At 64.3% G+C, this 22,343-nt stretch carries 18 protein-coding genes and 3 pseudogenes; 5 read left to right on the forward strand and 16 right to left on the reverse strand.

Annotated elements, in window-relative coordinates; translation table 11 throughout:
• The first annotated feature begins 136 nt into the window (after positions 1 to 136).
• Together G6N49_RS10240 and G6N49_RS10245 are read left to right on the forward strand one after the other, a co-directional pair.
• Positions 137 to 727: a copper resistance CopC family protein gene (locus G6N49_RS10240; RefSeq protein ID WP_234789219.1), complete on the forward strand. Its 591-nt coding sequence runs from the start codon at positions 137 to 139 to the stop codon at positions 725 to 727.
• A gap of 140 nt (positions 728 to 867) precedes the next feature.
• Complete coding sequence (locus G6N49_RS10245; protein WP_234786799.1) at positions 868 to 1,641, forward strand: CPBP family intramembrane glutamic endopeptidase; 774 nt, start codon at positions 868 to 870, stop codon at positions 1,639 to 1,641.
• Positions 1,642 to 1,776: 135 nt separating this feature from the next.
• On the opposite strand, the gene G6N49_RS10250 is transcribed toward G6N49_RS10245, so the two are convergent.
• The 13 genes and pseudogenes from G6N49_RS10250 to istA form a co-directional block, all read right to left on the reverse strand.
• A complete protein-coding gene (locus G6N49_RS10250; protein WP_225892155.1) occupies positions 1,777 to 3,048 on the reverse strand; it encodes a L,D-transpeptidase in 1,272 nt (423 codons plus the stop codon).
• A gap of 456 nt (positions 3,049 to 3,504) precedes the next feature.
• A complete protein-coding gene (locus G6N49_RS10255) occupies positions 3,505 to 4,866 on the reverse strand; it encodes a hypothetical protein (protein ID WP_064872580.1) in 1,362 nt (453 codons plus the stop codon).
• Complete coding sequence (locus G6N49_RS10260; protein WP_064872578.1) at positions 4,863 to 5,312, reverse strand: hypothetical protein; 450 nt, start codon at positions 5,310 to 5,312, stop codon at positions 4,863 to 4,865. Before G6N49_RS10260 ends, G6N49_RS10255 begins: the two co-directional genes overlap by 4 nt.
• A 383-nt stretch (positions 5,313 to 5,695) precedes the next feature.
• Positions 5,696 to 6,444, reverse strand: a pseudogene (locus tag G6N49_RS10265) (helix-turn-helix transcriptional regulator).
• Between the two features lie 64 nt (positions 6,445 to 6,508).
• Positions 6,509 to 7,420 carry a sterol desaturase family protein gene (locus tag G6N49_RS10270; RefSeq protein ID WP_064916353.1) on the reverse strand — a complete coding sequence of 304 codons (912 nt, stop codon included), beginning with the start codon at positions 7,418 to 7,420 and terminating at the stop codon, positions 6,509 to 6,511.
• Positions 7,421 to 8,449: 1,029 nt separating this feature from the next.
• Positions 8,450 to 8,884 (reverse strand): annotated as a pseudogene (locus G6N49_RS10275) (ATP-binding protein); the annotation flags it as partial.
• Between the two features lie 46 nt (positions 8,885 to 8,930).
• Positions 8,931 to 9,374, reverse strand: coding sequence for a DUF6262 family protein (locus tag G6N49_RS10280; protein ID WP_083045661.1), 444 nt, complete (start codon positions 9,372 to 9,374; stop codon positions 8,931 to 8,933).
• Entirely contained in the window at positions 9,371 to 10,054 is a 684-nt protein-coding gene (locus G6N49_RS29755) for a tyrosine-type recombinase/integrase (RefSeq protein WP_322790264.1), read from the reverse strand. The genes G6N49_RS10280 and G6N49_RS29755 overlap by 4 nt, the downstream gene beginning before the upstream one ends.
• A complete protein-coding gene (locus G6N49_RS29760; protein WP_322790265.1) occupies positions 9,991 to 10,440 on the reverse strand; it encodes a site-specific integrase in 450 nt (149 codons plus the stop codon). Before G6N49_RS29760 ends, G6N49_RS29755 begins: the two co-directional genes overlap by 64 nt.
• The gene (locus G6N49_RS29765) at positions 10,437 to 11,540 is read right to left on the reverse strand and encodes a hypothetical protein (protein ID WP_322790266.1); all 1,104 of its coding nucleotides are present in this window, start codon (positions 11,538 to 11,540) and stop codon (positions 10,437 to 10,439) included. Before G6N49_RS29765 ends, G6N49_RS29760 begins: the two co-directional genes overlap by 4 nt.
• Positions 11,537 to 12,718, reverse strand: a complete 1,182-nt coding sequence (locus G6N49_RS10290; protein ID WP_083045659.1) for a tyrosine-type recombinase/integrase — start codon at positions 12,716 to 12,718, stop codon at positions 11,537 to 11,539. The genes G6N49_RS29765 and G6N49_RS10290 overlap by 4 nt, the downstream gene beginning before the upstream one ends.
• 120 nt (positions 12,719 to 12,838) lie before the next feature.
• A pseudogene (locus tag G6N49_RS10295) lies at positions 12,839 to 13,213 on the reverse strand (ATP-binding protein); the annotation flags it as partial.
• Positions 13,210 to 14,718, reverse strand: coding sequence for an IS21 family transposase (istA, locus tag G6N49_RS10300; RefSeq protein WP_082947906.1), 1,509 nt, complete (start codon positions 14,716 to 14,718; stop codon positions 13,210 to 13,212). The pseudogene G6N49_RS10295 and the gene istA, both read right to left, overlap by 4 nt.
• 1,114 nt (positions 14,719 to 15,832) lie before the next feature.
• Here istA and G6N49_RS10305 point away from each other — a divergent pair.
• The 3 genes from G6N49_RS10305 to G6N49_RS10315 all read left to right on the forward strand — a co-directional run bounded on the left by G6N49_RS10305 (position 15,833) and on the right by G6N49_RS10315 (position 19,677).
• The gene (locus tag G6N49_RS10305; RefSeq protein WP_011894084.1) at positions 15,833 to 16,573 is read left to right on the forward strand and encodes a TnsA-like heteromeric transposase endonuclease subunit; all 741 of its coding nucleotides are present in this window, start codon (positions 15,833 to 15,835) and stop codon (positions 16,571 to 16,573) included.
• A gap of 123 nt (positions 16,574 to 16,696) precedes the next feature.
• Positions 16,697 to 18,661: a TnsB C-terminal domain-containing protein gene (locus G6N49_RS10310; protein WP_005148662.1), complete on the forward strand. Its 1,965-nt coding sequence runs from the start codon at positions 16,697 to 16,699 to the stop codon at positions 18,659 to 18,661.
• Complete coding sequence (locus G6N49_RS10315) at positions 18,649 to 19,677, forward strand: TniB family NTP-binding protein (protein WP_005148661.1); 1,029 nt, start codon at positions 18,649 to 18,651, stop codon at positions 19,675 to 19,677. The genes G6N49_RS10310 and G6N49_RS10315 overlap by 13 nt, the downstream gene beginning before the upstream one ends.
• Before the next feature lie 980 nt (positions 19,678 to 20,657).
• Here the strand turns inward: G6N49_RS10315 and G6N49_RS10325 are convergent.
• From G6N49_RS10325 to G6N49_RS10335, 3 genes are read right to left on the reverse strand one after another with little or no spacing between them, the layout of a single operon-like run.
• Positions 20,658 to 21,506 carry a cytochrome c biogenesis CcdA family protein gene (locus tag G6N49_RS10325; protein ID WP_005148659.1) on the reverse strand — a complete coding sequence of 283 codons (849 nt, stop codon included), beginning with the start codon at positions 21,504 to 21,506 and terminating at the stop codon, positions 20,658 to 20,660.
• Positions 21,503 to 22,057, reverse strand: coding sequence for a TlpA family protein disulfide reductase (locus G6N49_RS10330; RefSeq protein WP_083045648.1), 555 nt, complete (start codon positions 22,055 to 22,057; stop codon positions 21,503 to 21,505). The genes G6N49_RS10325 and G6N49_RS10330 overlap by 4 nt, the downstream gene beginning before the upstream one ends.
• A complete protein-coding gene (locus G6N49_RS10335; protein WP_005148657.1) occupies positions 22,050 to 22,340 on the reverse strand; it encodes a mercuric ion transporter MerT in 291 nt (96 codons plus the stop codon). The genes G6N49_RS10330 and G6N49_RS10335 overlap by 8 nt, the downstream gene beginning before the upstream one ends.
• Between the last annotated feature and the right edge of the window lie 3 nt (positions 22,341 to 22,343).

A 22,343-nucleotide genomic window follows, 5' to 3' on the forward strand; every position in this document is an offset into this window, starting at 1 on the left:
TGCGGTCTAAGCGCTGCCGTCCAGCGGGTGCTGGCGTTGAGGCATGCGTGAATGACGCCGGCGTTGCCAGAGGGAACTTACACTCATGTACTCGGTCCGCGTGTTGGCACGACGGACGCAAAGCTCGAGGAGGACCGTGAACCTGGCCACGCGCACCGTCATGACCACACTGGTGGCGCTAGCCTTCTTGCTGTCCGGAGTAGGGGTCGCTGCCGCGCACACCTCACTCGTGGGTTCCGACCCGGCCAAGGACGCGAGCGTAGCGTCCCCATTGACCGCCGTCGTGCTGAACTTCTCCGAGGAGGTCAATCCATCGTTCGCTGACGTCGCCGTCACCAGCGCCGATGGTCGCAACTGGGTGTCGGGCTCGGCAAACGTCGAAGGGCCGCGCCTCACGGTCGCCGTCGGGCCCGACCGACTCAAAAACGGCCTGTACACCGTCAGCTACCGCGTGGTCTCAGCAGATGGCCACCCCGTCTCCGGCTCGTACACCTTCACCATCGCCGGCGTCCCCGAAGAGCCGTCACCCACCACCGCGCCAGCCCGTGCAGCACCCAGCACCGCTGAGCCCTCCCCCCCGGCGATCGCAGGTTCGGACACCAAGGCGTCTGTACTCACAGCGGCCGGCGCCGGTCTGGCGCTTGGAGGTGTGATTGCGTTCTGGCAACGTAGGCGACACCGCCGGAAGAACGCAGCAGAACACCCTGGAGATGAACCCGGGCCCTGACTTGGAAAGGCAAGACACATCACCTTCTTCCGATCGGGTAACCGCAATCAAGAAGTGGGGCGCCCCAGGCGATCCGGACGCTGACGGCTGCCCTTCTCGACGGGTTGTGCAAGAAGCAGGTGTGGACCCGGCAGGCTACCGTGGCTTCAGTGACTGCCCCCGACGCCTTAACGGACGACCAGCGGCGGCCGCTGCGGATCGAGATCGTCGTTGTGTTGATGGTGACGTTCGCTCTGAGCGCCTATACCGCGATCCTGGATCTGATCGAGGCGGTGCTGCTCGGCCTGGCGGGGCAGACCGTAGCGCTCAACCCGCGCCGCTCCTCGTTCGACCTCATCGATCTCGGCCTCAATCTGGCGACCGTGTTCCAATTGGTCGCTTGGGGCTTTCTCGCGGTATACCTATTGTGGAGCAGTGGTTTTGGCCCGGCAGCAATCGGGTTGGGCCGACCACGGTGCCGGCTCGACCTGCTCGGTGGCATCGGGCTCGCGGCCGTTATCGGCCTGCCCGGCCTGGCGCTGTACCTTTCGGCCCGCGCATTGGGTCTCAGCGCATCGGTAGTGCCCTCGGAACTGAACGACACGTGGTGGCGCATCCCCGTCCTTATTTTGGTGTCGTTCGCCAACGCCTGGGCCGAAGAGATCATCGTTGTGGGTTTTCTGCTCACCCGGCTGCACCAACTGCGGGTCCGCCCGGCCACCGCGCTGGTGCTGTCAAGCCTTTTACGCGGCACCTACCACCTGTATCAAGGCTTCAGCGCCGGGCTGGGCAATGTCGTGATGGGTCTGGTATTCGGCTACACGTGGCGACGCACCGGTCGGCTGTGGCCACTGATCATCGCCCACGGGGTTATCAACACGGTGGCCTACGTCGGCTATGCAGTGGTCGCGGATCGACTGGACTGGCTGTCCTAAGTTCACCTGCAACACCACCCTTGATGCTCCTATTCGTGTCAAGCGGCTTGAGCCAGTTTCTGTCTCAGGTCCGAGTCGCACCCAAGGGGACCAGCGGAATAGGCGTCGCACGTCGCGTGACTCATCGAATACTGATCAGGGGCGCAACGCGCTGCCACCCACCCATTCGTCCCAGGGCACAGACCAATCTCCGTTCTGCCACTGTTCCAGCGGTGCGCCGCCGGTATTCCGGATCTCGACAACATCGCCTGGATTGGCAAACTTGTAGTACCACTCGGCGTTCTCCGCGCTCAGATTCAAACAGCCCGCCGAAACGTTGGTGTTTCCCTGCGCCCACACGGTCGCTTCGCGCTCATGGAGGTAGATGCCGTCGGGACTGATCCGCACCGCGTGTGGGACGCTGATCTTGTACCCCGATGCCGAATCGACGGGCAATCCGTAGGTCGACGAGTCCATCAAGACGGGATTTTGTTTCTCCATCACCGTATAAACGCCAGGTTGCGTCCAGAACGCAATTGTCTTGCCGCCGACAGTCTGCGTCCCTCCTCGGCCCATCGATGTCGGCATCGTGCGGATCAAAGCGCCGTTCTCGTAAACACTGACCTGTTTGGTCGTGTCATCGGCGATGGTGACACGAGACGGCCCAATCCGGAAACTGACCTGCCTGTCCTGTTCTCCGAACAGTCCACCACCCAGATCAGTACCGTAGAGATCGGCTTTGACCGTGACCTCAGTGCCGGAAGGAAAATACTCACGCGGCCGCCAGTGCGCCTTGCGATCGTTGACCCACATCCAGGAGCCCGCCAACTGCGGCGACGTTATGACCTGGAGGCGAGATTCGGCCGCCGCCCGGTCCACGATGTCCGCGTCGAAGGTTGCCACGATCACGGTTCCGACACCGTACACACCACCCTCCGACAGCGACGCTCCGTTGGTCATGCCCAGCCGAACTCCGACCTGGGATTGCGGCGCGACAGTAGAGAACTCGGAGACAGACGTAACAGTGCGGGCGTCAGCCCCCCGGCCGGTCGCGCTGAGCGTATAGGACCGCCCGTATCCGAGCGGCTCGGCGGGCTCCCAGGCACGTCCGCCCCCCACCATTCGACCCGCGACGACCCGGCCCTGTTCGTTCTGCATCCGCACATCAGTCAGGGTGCCAACTGTCGCGGTCACCTTCACTGCGCCGACGGGGACCACATCGCTGGCGCCTGTGCGGGGAAGAATCTCGATCACGGGAGGCTCGGGCGCCGCCTGCGGCGTCTGCTCAACCTCCAGGGCACCGGGCGCAACCACCGTATTCGACAGCCGAGACTTGAGAGCACTTGTCTGCGATGCGCTCACGAGCACCGCGACAGCCGAGAACACACTCAGCGCAACTACCTTTCGGCGTCCAGCCAACACTTTCATCACAACTATCCGTCGGGTCCCACTCCTGCTATTACGTATCCACATAGTAATTGGTGGCGCGACCAGGTGCCGGTTCGGCGCGGCGAGCCAGTAAAAAGGCCGCCGCGAGCTCAGCAGCGGCTTACGTTGTACATCGGTGCCGTCGCGATCGGAGCGACTCGACGGGCGTTCCGTCGGTGGACGGGTGCACCATCATGCCGTCGCCGATGCAGATACAGCATGGGAAGCATCGCTGCAAAAGCCAGGCGCCTACTTATCGGCTCGCCGCCGCCGTCCAAAGCTTGACGGGAGCGTTGGACGGCGCTTCGCCAGCTCGGTTCGCCACACTGTGGCGGAATCCCCCGACAGAATTCCCGCCGCAGCAGTTCGTCGGGATCGGTCCCACCTCACCTGACGGCCTCCACAATCTACTATGCACCTCAGTAGGACGTATAGAAATTCCGAAAGAGGTGGTTATCAGCCTCCGAACAGAAGGTAGAGACCGGTGAACGTGTAGCCGACCATCGTCAGCATCATCGCCACTTGACCGGTGATCTGATGCTGTTGCGGCAGCATCCGCAGAGCGCGATCGTGCGCGGAGACGACCGCCACCATGTGCCCCACGACCACGCACACGACCTTGATCGTCCAGAGCACTGACGGGTGTTGAGACAGGATGTAACTGACATCATTCGGTGCCAATCCGAACAGTTGCCAACCCAGGCCAAACGGGTCAGCCAAGCGCACGACAGTTTCCTGTCCGCGTTCGACGAGGTAAGACAAGTAGTGGGCGAAAATGTAACCGACAACGATGGGAACCAACGAATGCGCCAACTGGCCGGGAAGTTCTTGGCGCTTCTGGGGATCGATGCCGCCGGTGGCTCGCGCGGCACCCCAGAAGGTCACACCAACAATGGCGACGAACACGATCAATGCCGTTGTCCTCAGCACTGTCGCACCGCCGACTTCTTCGAAGAGCGGAACCCTTTTAGCGGTGCGATCGACGAAGTTTCGGAATGCTGGAGCTTGGGAGAAACTGTCGAACGCGGTAGAGCCCAGCAGCACCGCCAGAACTGCGACGATTCCGGGACGCACTGGCAACGTCGGCAGATGATCGAGGGGATTGACGAGTTCCACTCGTCCCGATGCCGGCGAACGCCGAAAGGGTGATAGCCGCGAGACCGCCATGCTGTAGACCTCGAACGGGTCTGCCCGTGCGAACCACCGAGCACCAAAGACCCACGCACCGACCCCAATCGCCCCCGCGTAGATCAGTAACCATGTTTTGATCGCAGTCAGGGAACCTGGGTCAGGGCTTGCCAATTCAAGCCAGACGAAGGCGAAAAGCCCCAAAGCGGCCGGCCAATAACCCCATCGTTGCGGATAGGAGCGGCCCGAAGCATCGGCTCCCTTCCGTCGAGCGAGACCGCAAATGCGGTAGATGGTGCGCATCGGCGACAGCAGTCGCCAGACCGGACCAACGCAGACCGAAACGGCAACCAGCCCGACCCAGAGTAGGACGTAGAACGCGCCGGGCAGAGCGTTGTCGCTTCCGTCGGGGCCCCATATGGCGGCCGCCAGAACCCAAAGCGCGAACAACAGTGCCATAAGCGCGATGATCCAGCGTGACGTCGGAGAGTCGACGGCACGGGTGACCCAGGCAGGTAGTTCGCGGCCCGGCTTCGCCGGGTCGAAGCGCGGGCGCCTCCACGCGAGAGCAACGATCGCGAAAGTCGCAGTCAGCGCCCATGCCGCACCGATGAGGGCGAACGACAGCGGTACAGGAAGGTCAGTGGAACCGCCCACGCCGTGCGCGAGGATGCCGGCGCGCGGGGTCACGGCCGAACTTGGATGGTGACGACATTGCGGTTGAGGTCGTGGAGCTCGACATCGACTTGGCCGGGCACGTCCACAGTGAACTCGAAGGCCTGATCTGGACGCGGTTCAATGTCGAACGTGTGCTCAGGTACGGAGTGAACGTGCAGTTGGTCGGCGACGTCGCTGGTCACCTGCAGCACAATCGGCTTTCCGACGGTGGCCTGCGCTTGGCCGTTCGTCGGCGTGACCGTGCCCCCGGCGATCGAGACCTCGACAACGGTGCCGTCAGCAGCCGGTGGCGCCTGTTCGGTACGAGGCGGCTGCGTGGAGATCGTCGTGGCTGCCGTCGACGCCGCCTGGCTGGTCGACGACGTCGAATCCGTCGTCGTGGATCCGCAACCCAATAGGGCAGACAACGTCGCTGCAGCGGCGATGACGACGCCGCACCGGGCTGTCCGAGCGCTCACGGGTTCTCGTTCCTGTCGACGGCGGGACTCTGCGTGGGACCTGCGTCGCCTCCAGGCTCGCGACGTCTGTTGCGACGGGCAATGTAGAAAGCGACACCGACGATGACTAGCGCGGGCGCGAAAGCCGGAAGCGACATCCACAGCCCAACGTCAGTAGCGAGGTAGGAGCTACTCGGCAGATCGGCATCGCGACCCGCTTCACTCACCGGGACGTCGATCAACACAGTTCGGTACCGACCGTCATGACCATCAGCGACACCCCCATCGACGCCAGCCCATCCGACAGCACGCGCGTGATCCGCAGCCGCGATTCTCCGGCAATTACGCACTGTCTCCGTAATTCGTGTGGATGAACATACCGGAACCGCCGGTACCGAGTTTTCTCAGGTGAGTCGTACACCTCGCCGGGCATCGATAGGTGCCAGCCCAAACATCTCATGGAAGACGCGGTTGGCGTGTGCGCTGTCGCTGAATCCGGCAGCGTGCGCAGCGTCGGTGATAGTCCCGCCATCCCGCACCACCTCCATCGCGCGGATGAGGCGGCACCACCGCACGTACGCCGGGAACGACATTCCAACCTCGTGCGCGAAAAGCCGCCCAAGACGGTCAGCAGAGAGGTGCACTGTGCGTGCGACATCAGAGAGCTTCACCGGACCTTCGATGATTCCGGGCAGCAAGTCCACGGCAGCCTCCACACCCGGATGCAAGGCACATCGAGGTTGGCCCTCGACTCCGACCAGGTAAGCGATGACCTCGTTTGCCGCGGACGAAAGATGCTGCTGCTTACCAACATTGATATTGACGAGCTTATTTCCGAGCCGCACCCACTCTCGGACATCGTTGCGATTCGTGCTGCCGAAAAGGGCCGTGACTGCACTACCGATGACCTTGTGGGCTCCAGGTACAGCATCATTCCCTGACAGGCCTGAGCCTCGATGGAATGCTCCGCACCTGCGGGGATGATTGCGGCGGGCGCCGACAGGCCTCGCCCATCGGCGTCGACGAGGAGGGCAGCGCCATCGTCGATGGTCACGATCTGCAAGGCGGCGTGCCCGTGCGCGTGGGCAGAACCCAGCTGTCCACGGAAGATGAGCCTCCCGGGCTCGATCAGCGCATTGCCCAGCCACGTCACGAAGTATGGCGAGTGCACAATCGCCACGGGCGTGTTTCACGCCTGCCGACCCGATTCGACCGGGTTACCGCACGACCTCCTCTGAAACGGCTGTTTCGCCGCCATCGGTCTCCTTGCCGGATTGGCATCTACCGCTTGCACGGAAGGGTTCAGCCAGCTGGGCGAGGTACCGCGTCGGATAGTGAGGTTTGGCGGCCATGCCGAGGTCGTCCGAACGAAACCGGCGTTCGGAATCGAAGGAGAATGTCCGGAGGGCGTGATCCATTCCCAGGGTAAAAAGTCCGAAGTTGACGTCACCAATCCCAGCCCACTTGAGATGGTGGAAGCGGTGACCTTCGTTGAGCGCGAGTACTTTACGTAGCGGTCCGACGCGGTAGTCAGCATTGGAGTGCTGCAACAGCAATTGAACGGCAATCGCCACCGTGAGAACCTCCGCGATCGCTTTCGGCAAGCCGAGGATGAGCAGCGGCAAAATGCCGGCAGCGAGTTCCAGCGCCCCGTGCAGTGGATGCTTCATTAGACCGTTGAAGCCGTAGAAGCGTTTCACGCTGTGGTGGACAGCGTGAAGACGCCACAGCCAGCCCACCCTGTGACTGGCCACATGTACCGCCGTCACACCGACATCGGTTACAACTATTGCGATAAGAACCTGAAGCACGAACGGCAGCGAGTAGGGCCACAACGAGCCAAAGGAATTAAGCATCGCCAGCAAAGGCACGACGAGAACTGTCAATAGCAGCGAGGTCTCATTGATGAACGCGTGGGCGAAGTCACGGCCTCCGTCGCCGATCGGTTCGTTCCACTCTGCGCTATAGGGCAACGTCCGCTCCGCAGCGAAGGATAAGCCTACCGCGATCAGTATGAGGGCCGCCATCCAGACCTCCGCCCACGGCGCGTGCGCCAGAGCAATCGCCGCACCGTTGACACCGAACAACATCACCGGCACATAGCCGTACCGGACGAACGAAGTAACCATGCCCCCAGCGTGGGACATATTCCGGGTCTGGCGCTTGAACAGATCCGGCGACTTCACGAGGCGGGAAACGTGACGTCCGGTTGCCCCCCACTGCATTGCTTTCGCCCGCGTGACAATCCAGACGTGGTCACGCCGACCCCCGGTAGCTACGGCCAACTGGAGGCGAGTTCTTGAAACAACGGTCGCACAAGAGCAAGAGCCTCGGCGGGCGAATTGACACTGTGAGCAGCGTCCTCTTTACCGTTGTCGGGCCGGCGCCAAGGATAGCGTCGCCCGACGGATGAGCATCACATGCTTCGGCGTTGACGAATGCCTACAGCGCTCGAGGCGAGGTGTCTTGCCACCATGGACCCGCCACACACCCGGCGTACCGCTCATGGCCTCTGTGCTGATATCGCGCAGCGCGCTCGGAGTCTTCAAATCGTTGCAACACGGCCGATTGCGAACCACTGCCTACGACCGGCATCTCGCAGCCACACTGTGTCGTCAGAGCCCTGGGCCTACAACTCTGGTGGAGTGTGGACTATGTACCCAACGCCTCGATGGAGCGCGGTGCAGAGTCTTATCGGCAAGACTTCGTCGAGGTAAAACTCAGGCGCGCGGCCCAGGAGGACGCGTGCGGCGGTTCGGGCTTCTTCGCGGGAGATTACGAACACCAGCCCCCCTGCTCCCCCGCCTTCAGCGTCGCCGCGACGTCGGCCACAAGCGGACCCGCAGTACCAAAGCGCGGCCAGCCGAACCCATAGCGGGGATCGACAACGACCTTCGCGGGTGCCCATTGCCTCAGTTCAAGCTGCGTTCGAAGCGAGCGAGCCACGATCCGCCGGTCCGAGCGCTGCGTCGTCCCTGGCTCATGTCAACCCGTCACTTGTGCAGGTCGCGGGACCCGTTGAACCGCCCCGGCATATCCACATCACTCCGGACTCACCGGGGCGGTTCACGTGACTGAAAACATCGCCGGTGTGTCAATGGCCAAGTGGAAGTCTCCGCTGGTGGCCAGATAGAAGTCCCCACCCCGTGCGGTGATTTCTAGGTTGGTGGGGCGGTCTCCTTCCGGTGTTGGGCGTCCTTCATCCGGTAGGACTGGCCGTCGGTGATGACGACGGTGGCGTGATGCAGGAGCCGGTCGAGGATGCTGACCGCGGTGGTCTGCTCGGGCAGGAATCGGCCCCATTCTTGGAACGGCCAGTGCGATCCGATGGCCAGGGAGCGGCGTTCGTAGGCGCCAGCGACGAGCCGGAACAACAGCTGGGTGCCGGTGTCGTCCAGTGGGGCGAAGCCCAGTTCGTCGAGGATGATCAGATCGACCCGCAGCAGGGATTCGATGATCTTGCCGACGGTGTTGTCGGCCAGGCCGCGGTAGAGGGTTTCCACTAGGTCCGCGGCGGTGAAGTAGCGGACCTTATGTCCGGCATGGATGGCAGCGACTCCGAGGCCGATGAGGGTGTGGGACTTGCCGGTCCCGGGCGTTATCGAGGGTTGGAGCGCAGAATGGCTGTGTTCTCCCAGTTCAGGACGTTGTTGCGATCGATGCAACGTTTGGCGAAGGTTGGATGCCGCGGCGGGCCAGTTCGCGCCGTAGGTCGAGGTTCTCGCCGTGTGCCCGCTCGAGGGCGTCGCGGAGCGCTTGCAGTTGCCGACGGTGCTGTTTCTTGAGTTCGGCGAGCTGGCGGGTCAACGTGATGACGAGGGTGTCATCGGTGTCGGCGCGCTGGTCGGTGGTGGCCTTGCGGCGGGCGCCGCGTAGATGCTCGATTCGTTTGCGCAGTTCGGGGTGGTTGTAGAGGAAGGCGTGGGAGACGCTTGCCTCACGTTGCACGGCTTGGAACGTGATCGGTTCGCCGCGTTTGACCAGTCGGCGGATGGCTTGGTCAGCGTCTCGGGTTTTATTCTCGGACTTGGCTTTCGCTGCCTCGGTGAGGGCGGTGATTCGGCGTTCTCGGGAGTCGGTCATGGGGTGCTCCTGCGGTGGCGGGTGAGGTCGAGAGTCAGCGGGACGGGTCCAGCGCTGGGTTGATGACACTCGGTGATCGCGCCGTGGGCCGCGGAGTCGGGTTCGTGGTCGAGGGCGTCGAGGAGTCGTTCCAGAGCGTGGTGTTCAGTGCGGCGCCTAGTGAGCCATACGTTGTCCTCGGGCATGGGATGGCCGTGTCGTTGCTCGAATTCTGTTGCGGCCCGGTTTATCAGATCGGTGGTTTCGCGAAGTTGACGTTGCAGAACGTCTCGGTGGGTGTGGTCGGTGACGAATACCGAGCAGGTCAGGCAGGCGTTGCCTTTGTCGCAGGACTGCAGCGGTGGCAGGGTGCACCAGCCGTTGGGCAGGAACCGGTCTGCGCGGCGGAACAGGTGCAGGCTGTCGTGGTCGTCGCTGGAGAGTTGGATGCGGGTGCCGTCGGATCGGAGCTTGGCGGTGGCCAGGAACGCCTGCTCGGCGTGTTCGTCGCGGGCGGCGATGTAGTGCATGGTCATGGTGGGGGTGGCGTGTCCGGCGTAGCGCTGCAGTACGTGGACTGGCAGGCCGAGTTCGGCCAGTCGGGTCAGCCTGGTGTGTCGGAAGCGGTGGGTGTGGCTCAACCGCACGACGTGGCCCTTGGCGTCGGTGATCTGAACGAGGTCGCTGAGGGTGCGTAGCACCAGTTGTAGGTGCCTGCTGGATAGGGTTTGTCGCCGCGGCGGTTGCCCAGGCGCCGCGCGAACAGGTACCGCCTGCTGCCGCCCGGATGCTGGTCTTGGAGCCAACGGTGTTGTTCAGCAATGACTTCGGTGACTTCGTGGTCAACAAGGATGGTGTCTGGCGCGACGTCGATCTTGCTTTGCGCGTAACGGAACCTGCTCAGCGTTTGGTCGTCGTCTGCGGCCGCGGTGGTACTGGGCGCAGCGGTGAGGCAGTCGAAGTCGCAGGTGCGGATCTCGCTGGCCCGACGGCCGGTGAGGATCTGCAGCAGGATCATCCGCATCGCTTGCGGGTCGTCGAGCCCGCTTACGGTGATGGTGGTGCCATCGCCGCGGGTGATGGTCATCTGCTCGGTGCGGGCAATCCGATCAACGGCAGCGCAGCGGTGATCTGGGCGAGCGCGTGATCGTCGATGTAGTTCGCGTCGTTGAAGCCGCGTTGATGCGGTATCCGGGTGACACGGCCGAACCAGCTGGCGGCGTGTGCTGCGGTGACGTGTTGCCAGGGGTCGGCACCCAGAACGGTGCGTGCTTCGCCGGGGTTGGCGGCGACGAAGTCCAGGAGGCCGGCCACGGCTCGCAGGTCGTCGTTGATCCCTCGGGTCGGCACCGGTCTTCCGAGGTGGCGGGTGTCTGATTCGCGGGTGACGCGGTTGGCGGCCACGGCGGTCCACCGTGCGAACGCGGCTGCCTGCTCGACCGCTGTCGTGGGGTCACCCAGGATGTCGGTGGGGTCGTCGAAGCTGGTGGTCAGCCAGTTGTCGAAGCGGCGGAAGCTTCTCATCCGTTCTTGGCTGACCGTGGTCCAGCGCAGCATCCCGGATTCCAGGGAGGTGCCCAGGTGCCACTTCACGGCGGCCCGCAGCCAGGGCAGCTGGATGTGTCCGGGTGGGCAGCCGTAGTTGGCGACCGGTTCGCGGTCGGTGAGGGGGATCCGCGGATCGCAACGCGGGTGCCAGAAATCCAGTTGCCACCACGGGCCGTCGTGACAGGCGGCGATCAGTGCGTGTCGTGCAAACCCGAACAGGCCGTGAACCCGGGCGCGGCCTCTGGGTGAGGGCAGTCGCTTGCCCCTGCTGGCATAGAACCAGCCCTGTAATGCCGCGGCGGCGTTGTAATCCATCGCCCGGATCGACGGCGCGAACGTACGGCCTTCGGCGATGGCCCGTCGAATGATGTTGGCGAACTGCGCCATCGCCAGCACCGACACCCGGGTGCCATCACCGGCCTGCCAGTGCGCCATCCACGCCAGCTCCGCGGCGAAGGGGTCGGGTAATCCGCTCAGATCGAGGTGTGGCCAGTCATTCTCGGTAAGCGATGCCCAGTTCTCGATGCCAGGTCCCAGCACCGGGCCACGCCACTGCGCCGGCAGCCCGTCCCAGAGTCGCCAGATCGGATCGAGGTGTTCGGCTCTTCGCAGGTGACGGTGCCCACGCTCGTCGATCATTCGGCCACCCGCCAGCTGCTGGCATAGGAAGCCCAGTTGGCCGCCGCTCGCAGCGCGTCGTCGTCCCGGACCCAGCCGTAGAGGTCAAGGGTCGTCTGCACGTGGGCGTGCCCGAGGCGCCGAGAGACCACCCATTCCGGTGTCCCCGCGAGCAACAATGCGGTGGCATGGGTGTGGCGGAACCAATGCGGTGTCCACCCAGGCGTCCCGATGCCGCGCCGGCGCAGCGTGGCCACCTTCTCCCGCACTGTCGTCTCACGCAGAGCCGCCAGCAGCGGGGGTCGCGCCACATTCACCAGCAGCGGATACTGATCTGTCAGCCCGATACCGGATTCAGCTGCGCGGCAGGCGATATCGGTGAGATAGTCAGCGAACAGCCGCTCGAGGTCAGCACCGACATAGACCCGTCGCGGTCGCATCATCTTCACCCGCGCACCGTTCGGGTTATCCGAGCGCGGCACGATCTCCACATACGCGGTGCCGCCGCGGCCGAGGACGAACTCGCCGATCCGCAAGCCCAACGCCTCCCCGAGACGCATCCCAGTCTCCGCAAGCAGCGCGAACACGAACCGGTCCCGCAGGTTGCCTCGCCACGATCCGGACTCGGCATCGAAGACCGCGCAGCCATCCAGGATCGCCTGGATCTGTTCAGGCAGCAGTAAGGGCGGTCTGTCCCTGCGTCGGTCGCGTCGCACGCGCACCAGCGACGTTGCCGCCGGGGCCGAACGCGCATCCAGATGCGCCAGCAAGCCTCGGGCTGGTCGGTGCCGCGGTGTTCCTCGAAGTAACCGCTCCGCCACCAACACACCGGAGGTTGCTTGATGCCATCGGTAGAACGAAATCAACGCTGCCAGGCGAACTTCCAAGGTCGCAGCGGTCGGCGCCAGGTCCGACTCCGCCAGCCGGTGTTCAACTGTGCGGCCATTGCGTTGCCAGGAAAGGAACGCCGTGACGGCTGGGACACCGACCTCGTACCAACCGTCGGCTTGCCCGCGTTGCTCCAGGAAGCTCCACCACTGGGCCAACGAAGTCGCATAACCGCGCACGGTGTTCGGCGACCACAGGTGTCGGTGAGCTTCTATCCACTCCTCAACGGGACCGACCGTTGCATAATCCTGCCCGAGCACGGTCCAGGTCCGCTGCCCCCTCGCAGGAGACACTGCCACCGGATACGCCATCGTTGCCGTTCCTTCACGTCGAAGAACACCCGCCGATAAACCGGCAACAACGATGACAAACCTGGCTCTAACCTCCCTGTCGCATACATAGATTCGAGCGTGTTACTACCCGTTGATAACGGCGGGTCCGATGATGGCCAGGTTCTGTTGTGTACGAATCCATTCCAGGCTGCAGAGGTAGTCGAACACCTTCGGCTGAATCGAGGAGGCAGCCACGTCGAACGATTCGAGTGTCTTGGCGACCGGGAAGCCGGCCGCCTTGAGCCGGTTGACCACGTTGGAGGCATCCCGCGCCGCCAACTCGGTCTCCACCAGAGTCCGCAACACCTCCTCAGGGGTCCATCGCTGGGTCTTCGCGGTGATCAGGACTTCGGGTGCGGTGCGGCGGATCGCAGCCAGTTTGAGTCGCCGCAGACCGGCGTCGAGGTCAGCGGCAAGCGGCGGAACCGATTGCGGTGCAACGGGGTTGACTGGCTTCGCTGATGTGGTGGTCATGACGTAACCCCACCGTCTACGGCCGAGGTGACGGTGTAGGCGTCCAACGATCGGGTCGGGGCGACCGGGAGGTCCAGGATCAACGCATCCCCGGCAGGGCGGGGCTGCGGGGTTCCCGCGCCGGCGGCCAGGATGGAACGCACGTCGGCGGCACGGAACCGGCGGAAGGCCACCGCACGGCGCAACGCCGCGGTGAGTGCGTCGGTGCCGTGGGCAGCGCCCAAGCCGAGTAGGACCTCCAACTCCGAGCCCAGTCGGGTGTTGCCGATCGCCGCAGCGCCAATGAGGAACGCCTCGGCCTCGGCACCCAGGGCGCAGAACTGCTGCTCGGTCGTCGTTCGGGGTCGAGGGCCCCGATGCGGTGCTGGCCGTGGCCCGTCGTAGTGCGCGTCGCGGATCGACGCGGTGCCTGGTGCGGTGAGCTCGTGCTCGGCCACGATCATCCCGGTAGCTGGCTCGAGGAGGCAGACCGCACCGTGATCGACCACGACGGCCACACTGGATCCGATCAGCCGGGTGGGCACCGAATAGCGGGCCGAGCCGTACCGAACACACGACAAGCGGTCGACCTTGCGGAGCACCGACGGCGCCCCGATCTGCAACCGCAGCGACGGTAGTGGTTGCAGCAGTTCACGTTCGACGAGCAGACGTTCCTCGGGTACGGCCTGGATCTCTGAATGCACCGCAGCGTTGACTTCGGCGCACCACGCCCTGGCCGCGGCGTTGGCCGCCCGCAGATCGACACCGCGCCCCGCGATGGCAGCCTCGGTGAGCAGCGGGACGGCCAGGTCACGTTGGGCGTAGCCGCACAAGTTCTCCACGACACCCTTGGATTCGGGATCCGAAGCGTGGCAGAAGTCCGGCGCGAAGCCGTAATGGGCGGCCAGCCGGACGTATTCGGCAGTCGGGATCACCACGTTGGCGACCACGCCACCCTTGAGGCAGGCCATCCGGTCGGCCAGCACCCGGGCCGGAACCCCACCGATCGCGGTAAAGGTTTCGGCGATCAACGCCAACGTCGTCGATGCCTTCTGGTCGGTGGCGAACGCCACGAAGCGCCACCGGGAAAAAGCCAACACCGCGCAGAACAGGAACAACCCCGGTGCCGCTTGGGCCCAGTCGATCACCAAGTATTCACCCGGTGACCACACTGCGGGGCGACGGCCGCGGTGATGCTCGTTGCGCCACAACGTCTTCGCCTCGGCTACCAGGCGGCGGAAGTTACGGGCCGACCCCTCATAACCGGCGGCCCTCGCGATCGGCAGCATCCGCTTGGCCGACATCCGACCCTGGGACTTCTCGACACGCTCGGTGACCAGATCAGTCACCGCGTCGTAGTTGTGGGCCCGTTGCGCTCGCGGCGGTGCGTTATCGCCGGCTTCGAACTTCTCCACGACGCGTTTGACGGTCTTGGGCGTAGTGCCGCAGAGGTCGGCGGCACCCCGATACGACCCGACTTGTTGATAGGCAGAAATGATGTCCATGCGGTCCTTCGCAGACTTCAATGGAACTCCCCGGTGGTGATGGTGTGTGGTTGGCACCTTCACCGTCACCATCGGGGCCCACAGTTCCTGATCGACACGACGAACACGGGGTGGGGACTTTTATCTGGCCACCAGCGGGGACCTCTACTTGGCCACCAGGGAGGACTTTGTCATGGCCACGGACACGGTGGTGAGATCCGCCCCAGCGCACCTCACAGGCCCCTGCCACGGCCCACCGACAGCCACACGCCTCCTGCCTGCAGGCGACAACTAGAGGGTAGACAGAACTTTGTCGTGGATAACGACTGCTATCCATGTTTTCGCCGACTGCACTCGGGCGCAGCGTCAACGAAGCCCCACTCCCCTATGACCGTCCATGAGGTCGTTCGCCAAGTGAAGCGATGCCACAGCCAGCCGTGCGGCGTCGGCGTCGCGGCGGGGGCAAGCGGGTGTCCGACACTCTCAGGTCTTTTCGAACTCTGTCCGGCACTCTTGTGTTTCTGTGGACAGATCGGGAGAAAGTCGTCCAGAATCGCTTGAGAGCTCCGAGGTCGGCGACATGTCCCACTCTCCAGATGATCTGGATCGGACACCTGCGTCCCGCCTAACCCCCGCCTAACTGATCCTGCTGCGCCGAGTTCTACCTCAGGGTCGTCATAACGATCGGTTTGCGACCCTGGTGTAGATCTCGACGCGCGACAGTCGACCGCCTCGCAGATCGAAACCGCCGTCATTCACTTGACGCCGAGGGCGGTCCGGCCGCCGCTCTTCACCACCCCCACCCACTCGCTTCAATACGTCACCGTGACGAATTGCCATGTGCCGCCTAGCCTCTTCGCGGCGCACTCGACGTTGTCGTTGCCGCCCAAGCATCGTCGGTTTGAGGAAGCACTCAACGCGTGATCGCCCGTCGATGCAATCAATCATTGCGCCGTTCAGCTACTCCGATAGCTCTGTAACTGCGAGAACGAAAGCGGGCGCTGACGATCGCCCGCCCTGCGGCCCCGTGGGCTGGCGACCGATTCATCACGTGATGAATTGTCCGTTCTCATTGATTCTGGGGCATTCTCATTGAATCTGGGGTAAGTGCGTGTCTTTCTCATTGAATCTGGGGCACGAGGCTTAGCGTTTATGTGTGCTGACGTCGGCTGTTTCGGCTGGGCCAGGTGTAGCGAGTGCAGTGGACTTGGAGTTCAACACCCGCGAGGGATGCACGCGGCAATCGCTGGACCGATGTGCTGCAACCCGGTTTGAGTTGGACTGTTCACCAGTGCGGAATTTCCCCTCGTTTCGAGGTCAGCGTAACTTTCCCGGGCTGTGGTGGTTCGCCACAACCGGCGCACATGTAGGTCACGAGTCCTGGGTAGAACGTGACCAGTTGATGGCGTTGGATGCCGATCCGGATGTTGTTGGTGTTCTGTCGCAACCATTTTGGATTCATTGGCGTGACGGCACGCGGCATGCTCCTGACTACTTCGTGCGGCGCCGCGATGGATCTGTCGTCGTAGTCGACGTTCGTGAGGACGACCGGATCTCTGACGCTGATCGGGACGTGTTCGATCGGTCTGCCGCCACGTGCGCGATGGTCGGTTGGGATTACCTGCGTGTCGGTTCCCTCGATCCAGTGCTGCGGGCGAATCTACGTTGGTTGTCGGGTTATCGGCATCCGCGAGTATTGAAGATCGGTTTGGCTGATCAACTGGCGGAGGTCTTCGCTCGGGTCCGTCCGTTGATGGCTGGTGTGCACGCGGTCGGGACTCCTTTGGTGGTGCTGCCCGTACTGTTTCATCTGCTCTGGCACGGCCGTTTAGTTGCCGATCTGCAAGGAGCGGCACTTGGCGACGACACGGCGATTGGCCTCGGGACCGGGTGGTGACCTGACGTGCGAACGGGTGTCGTCCGAGAGGGAGACGAAATCCGTTTATCAGCAGGTGTTTTCACCGTCGTAACCCTGTCGGGCGGATCAGCTCGACTGGTTGACGCTGTCGGCGAGCAGATTGTGGTGCCGCTCTCGCAGCTGATGGTTGATCCGGCATTGGAATTGGTGTCGGGGTCGCGACCGCCACTGTGTTCTGAGGAAATGCTGGCTGGCATTCCCGAGGCAGCCGTCGAGCAAGCACGGTGGTGGGAGCGCCACATCGTGGAGATCCTCAGCGGCCGCCCGCCTGGGACGGCCGCGGGCATTCGTCCCCGCCCAGAGTTCGACACGGCGAAACGATCTCTGCGGCAGCGTGAGCTGGCCAAGTTGGACGAGCTGCGTGCCGCCGGCCACGACGTGAGTCGGAATGCGTTGCAGCGTCGCCGATTTGCCTACGAACGGGACGGGCTCCTGGGAGTGGTTGACGGGCGCCATAATCGGCGGCGCGCGGTATTCGGCCGTGTGGACGACCGTGTCGTCGCCGCGGTGCGGGATGCGATCGAGGGCGAGACCGACCTGTCAACGGGAACGGTGCAGCGTCTGCAACGGCGGGTCGCCAAGACGCTGGTGGCCACCTATGGTGCCGACGACGCGCCCGCGATGCCGTCGCAGCCCACCTTCTACCGGCTGGTCAAGCGCCTCGCGGAAGGACGGCACACGTTCGGGTCAGCACGGACGCGGCGATCGCTGTCCAAGCAGCCCGATGGCCCATTCGGGTCGATCACCGTGGTGCGCCCCGGCGAGATGGTGGAAATCGATTCAACCCTTCTGGATGTACGGGTAGTGCTCGATGACGGCATGGTAGACCGAGTCGAGCTGACTGCGATGGTCGACAACGCTACGCGGTCCATCCCGGCCGCGGTGCTGCGACCGACGACCAAAGCAGTGGACGCGTCACTGCTCTTGGCGCGGGCATTGACGCCCGAACCGATGCGCCCGGGATGGGCCGATGCGCTGCGGATGTCCCGGTCGGTACTTCCGCACCACAGCCTGACCAGTGTCGATCAGCGCCTGGCCGATGCTGCGGCCAGGCCGGTGATCGCTCCCGAGACGATCGTCTGCGATCACGGGAAAGCGTATCTGTCCCAAACATTTCGGCAAGCGTGCTGCACATTGGGGATCAATCTGCAGCCGGCTCATCCCGACTGCCCGACCGATAAGCCGAAGATCGAGCGGACATTGCAGTCGGTGGGCACCCTGTTCGCACAGTACGTGGCCGGTTACGTCGGTTCATCGGTGGAGCGGCGTGGGAAAAACGCCGAGGACGACGCGGTGTGGTCGATGATTGAGCTGCAGGCGCTGCTGGACGAGTGGATCATCGCGGTGTGGCAGAACCGCCCCCACGATGGCCTGCGGGATCCGGTGACGCCGGGGAAAGCGTTGTCTCCCAACGAGAAATACACTGCCCTCGTTGAGGTGGCTGGCTATGTACCGGTCCCACTGGACGCCGACGACTATATCGAATTGCTTCCCGTGCAGTGGCGCACAATCAACAGTTACGGGGTCCGGATCAACCATCGCACCTATGACGCCAAGGCGCTCAACCCATACCGGCGCCAGCATTCCGGGGTCGATGCCCGTAACGGACAGTGGGAAGTGCACTACGACCCGTATGACGTGTCGAGGATTTGGGTGCGCAATCACCACGAAGACGGATGGCTGGCCGCGACGTGGACGCACCTTCGGTCCTCGCCGGTGCCGTTCGGCGAGACACTGTGGCGCCACGCCCGCTCCGTAGCCGACCGCAGAGGGGCCCAGAAGACCCAGGAAGCGGAGATTGCGGCCATCGCGGAGGACTTGCTGGACCGCGCCGCCGCTGGGCCGCAGCAGCAGACGAAAGCCGAGCGCCGAGTGACTGGACGGACCAGCGCCGCGAGCGCCGGCCGGGACTGGCCGGACCCGACGGAATCATCCGAACATCATGGCCCGTCACCGTCGGAACGGGCCGCCGACAACGAGACTTTCGACGATGACGGCGAGATGGCGGAGGTCATACCCCTGCCGGTGTTTGATGCACGCAAGGAGGCCCAAACGTGGCGACTGTGACCGAGATTGCGGCGGTGGGTCAGTTAGAGGATCGCCGCCAGCCGACCACGACGCTGGAGGGCTGGCGGCGTTTTGTTGATGCCGATCCGCCGGAGTTCACGTTGCTCGCCGACGACGAGTGGGCCAGCCTCGGTGAGGACGAGCGGACGGCCTACAACGAGGCCCGGGTTGCGCATCATTCGGAGCTGGTGGTGGTCACCACGTCGGCGATCGAAGCGATCACCCATCAGGGCCGGCTGTTGACATTGCTCAACCAGCGCGAGATCGGGGCCCGGCGCGGGCTGATCATCTCCGGCGGGGCAGCGACGGGGAAAACTACGGCGATCAAGCAACTGGGTCGGTTTCACGAATTGCGCACCCGTGCACGGTTTCCCGGCGATGAGAGCCGGATTCCGGTGGTGTATGTGACGGCCCCGCCGAAAGGGTCGCCCCGCAAGTTGGCGATGGAGTTCGCACGGTTTCTGGGGCTTCCCACGCTCAATCAGCGGATGAACGTGACCGATATTTCCGATGCCGTGTGCCAGGTGCTCATCGATGCCCGTACCGACATCGTGGTGGTCGATGAAATCCACAACCTCAACCTCGACACCCGCGCCGGCGAAGAACTGTCCGACCACCTCAAATACTTCACCGAGCATCTGCCTGCGACATTCGTTTACGCCGGGATCGAAGTGGAACGCTCGGGGCTGTTCACCGGCACGCGGGGACGGCAGTTGGCCGGCCGTTGCGGGGTGATCCACACCAGCGCATTCCCCGACGCCAAGGAGTGGCGACAACTCGTCGCCGCCATGGAAGGTACCTTGCGTCTGCATCGACACGAACCGGGAAGCCTTGTCGCCCAGGCCCGTTACCTGCACCGCCGCACCGGCGGGATGATCGGCAGCCTGGCCCACTTGATCCGGGCTTCAGCAATCCAAGCGATGCTCGACGGCACCGAGCACATCACCCGCGAGGCCATGGACGATATTTTGATCGACTACGCCGCCCACACGGCCGCGGCCCGCACGGCCAGCTGACGTGGCAACTGTCAGGCCGTGGCCGCGCGGACCACGCCAGCGGCTCCCGCGAACGATCGCACCGTTCCGTTGGGAAGCCGTATCGTCCTACATCGACAGGCTGGCCCGCGCCAACCATATCGGCGTCTCCACACTGCGCGGCCATGTCGCCGAATCATGCGCAGCCCGGCCGCGACCGGACTGGTTGGCCGTCGTCAGCGGCCAACCTGAGCAGGTAATCCGGTCCCGTCTCTGCGGGCTTGCTGGCGACCCCACCGCGCTCAAGCAATATCTCCGCCGCCCTTTGTGTCAAAGATGTATGGCACGCAAGGGAATACACGAACCCGTCTACTGCTACCTGCCTGCACATGTCTCCGTATGCCACCGTCACCGACGCTGGATCGGTTCACCAACGCGCGTTCTTGACGACCAGGTGGATCTTCGTGACCGGCCCACGGTGCTCAGTGCCGGGCGCACGCATCGGCGCTTGGCCCGTCAGTATTCAGAGGTCGACCTTCATGACGCCTTGGGCGACGCCCGCCACATCCTGGTCTTCTGGGCTCACGCAGAGCGTCACGTGGCGGCGGGGATTCTGCAGAATGGCCTAGAAGCGCACGTGGTGGCCTACCCCGATGTGATCGCCGTAGCCGCAACATTGCTCACAGCTCGCCCTCGGGTTGAACAGCCCAGGACGCCAACGGAACCCGCCTGGCCGACGCTACTGCTCGACCGCATCAACGAACGCACCGGCGCCCACCATGCCGACGCCACCCCCGTCGAGCAATGGGCGCAGTACCGACGCCTATTCGCCACTGCCGTATTGACGACACGCTCAGACGGCGCAGAACTGGCGTGTCGCGCTTAGGGGTCGGCAGTCTTGAATGTGCCTTATCAGTAAGGCACTTGTGGTGTGCATCTGACTGTGTCCGACGGTTGTATCTATCGGCTTTCTAATCGTTAGGGACAGTGGTATCTGGCTGGGTGTATCGGCCGGTGAATCATCACCGGCGGCGCTGCTTGCCGGTGATTGGCCGGCGGTGGGTGGTCCAGTACGCGGCCACCGCGCTGACCACCACAGCGAAGGCGGCAATGACGCTGGCCGGGAGGGCGTGGTCCTGCAGCCATCCGGTCGCGGTGGCCGACCAGCCGGTGAGCAGGTTGCCGCCGCTGGCGGTGTGCCCGGTGGCCGCGGGCAGCCAGTACCACGCGAGGTAGGCGCCGGTGGCGATGAGGACAACGGCGGTGACGCGGGTCCCGTGGCGGGCGAGGATACCCAGATGCCGGGTCAGGGCCGTGCCGGCGATGGCGGTGCCGACGCTGACCAGCATCAAGATGGTGGCGGCACCGGCTGTGTATGCGGTGAACACTGCCAGCAGACCGCCCCATCCGCTGGTGGCCTGGGCCTGGGCGATCACCGCGAGCAGTACCCCGAAGGTGCAGGACAGTGACGCCAGGGCGTAGCCGATTCCGGCCGCGAGCACACCACCGGCTGTTGGGGAGTCCGGCCGATGACGCGTCCGGGCAGGCATACGCAGACCGATGGTGCGGCCGGTGAGCATGAAGCCGCCCAAGATGGCCAGGGTGAGCCCGATCGTGATCCCGAGCCAGGGAGCAGCCGTCACCAGGGTCCGGGCACCGGCACTGATCGCGATACCGGCGAGGGTGAGGGTGCCGGTGAACCCGATGGTCAGGACGGCCCCGGTGCGCAGTGCCCGGGCCAGCCGCACGAGCACCGCATCGGTGCCGCCGGTGGCGATGGTGCCGGTGATCCACGCCGGTAGCAGCGCGAACCCGCAGGGGTTGACCGGGGCGAGCATGCCAGCGGTAAACGCGAGCGCGAGCAGGTTCACCGTGCGGCGCTGCTGCCGAGGGCGGCCAGGATCTGATCCTGGGACGGGGCGTGGCCGCGGTAGCTGATCTGCCCGGACGGGTCGATGACGAGGGCGGTGGTCGGCGCGGTCACCTGGTAGCGGCTGGTCAGGGCCCCGTTAGTATCGACGACCGCGGGCAGGCTGGTGCCGCCGATCTGGTCCAGGAAGTGGCGAACATCGGCGGGTTTCTCGGTGGGGACGATGTCGACGGCTAGGAACTTGGCGCTGCCTCCGGCTTCCTCCACGGCCGCCCGAGCAGCGGCCAGGGATTTACCGCCGCCGACGCATTCGCCGCACCCGTAGGAGAAGAACAGGATCGCGGTCGGGGCGGCAGCGGGCAGTTCGACGGTTTTGCCGTCCACCGTGGTCAGTGTCGCCGCCGTCGCCTGGGTTGTGGCGTTGGCGTGTGGCGGTGAGGTCGGATTGCTGGTTGTGGCCGATTGGCCGCACGCGGTCAGCGCGCCCGCTGCCAGCATCACAGCCGTAACGCCCGCCCACCTGTGGGGTGTAAACGAACGCGTTTCAGACATTGTCGATGCTTCCTTTCGTCAGGTCGTCGAGCGTGTGCGTCGCGGGTGAATGGCTGTCGGCGGGACAGCAGTGATCGCCGCGTTGACCGCGGCGGGCGAAGGCGACCACAGCCGCCAGCAGCAGCGCGACGGCTGCCCCGATGACCCATGGATTCTCGAGCAGTCCACACACGGCGGCGAGCGCGCCGCCGGCGATCAGGACTGGCGCGGCGCAACACAGGGCCGTCACCAGCACCGCTGCCGCACCCAGCAGCACGGGATTTCTTCGTGGACGTTGATTCATTGA

Source organism: Mycolicibacterium monacense (assembly GCF_010731575.1).
Lineage (GTDB): Bacteria > Actinomycetota > Actinomycetes > Mycobacteriales > Mycobacteriaceae > Mycobacterium > Mycobacterium monacense.

Excerpts from the sequence above, each read along its gene's own strand:
- G6N49_RS10330 (WP_083045648.1), bottom strand. The coding sequence starts at position 22,057 with ATGTCTGAAACGCGTTCGTTTACACCCCACAGGTGGGCGGGCGTTACG.
- G6N49_RS10250 (WP_225892155.1), bottom strand. The coding sequence starts at position 3,048 with ATGAAAGTGTTGGCTGGACGCCGAAAGGTAGTTGCGCTGAGTGTGTTC.
- G6N49_RS10290 (WP_083045659.1), bottom strand. The coding sequence starts at position 12,718 with ATGGCGTATCCGGTGGCAGTGTCTCCTGCGAGGGGGCAGCGGACCTGG.
- G6N49_RS10280 (WP_083045661.1), bottom strand. The coding sequence starts at position 9,374 with ATGACCGACTCCCGAGAACGCCGAATCACCGCCCTCACCGAGGCAGCG.
- G6N49_RS29765 (WP_322790266.1), bottom strand. The coding sequence starts at position 11,540 with ATGATCGACGAGCGTGGGCACCGTCACCTGCGAAGAGCCGAACACCTC.
- G6N49_RS29760 (WP_322790265.1), bottom strand. The coding sequence starts at position 10,440 with ATGACCATCACCCGCGGCGATGGCACCACCATCACCGTAAGCGGGCTC.
- G6N49_RS10335 (WP_005148657.1), bottom strand. The coding sequence starts at position 22,340 with ATGAATCAACGTCCACGAAGAAATCCCGTGCTGCTGGGTGCGGCAGCG.
- G6N49_RS10270 (WP_064916353.1), bottom strand. The coding sequence starts at position 7,420 with ATGGTTACTTCGTTCGTCCGGTACGGCTATGTGCCGGTGATGTTGTTC.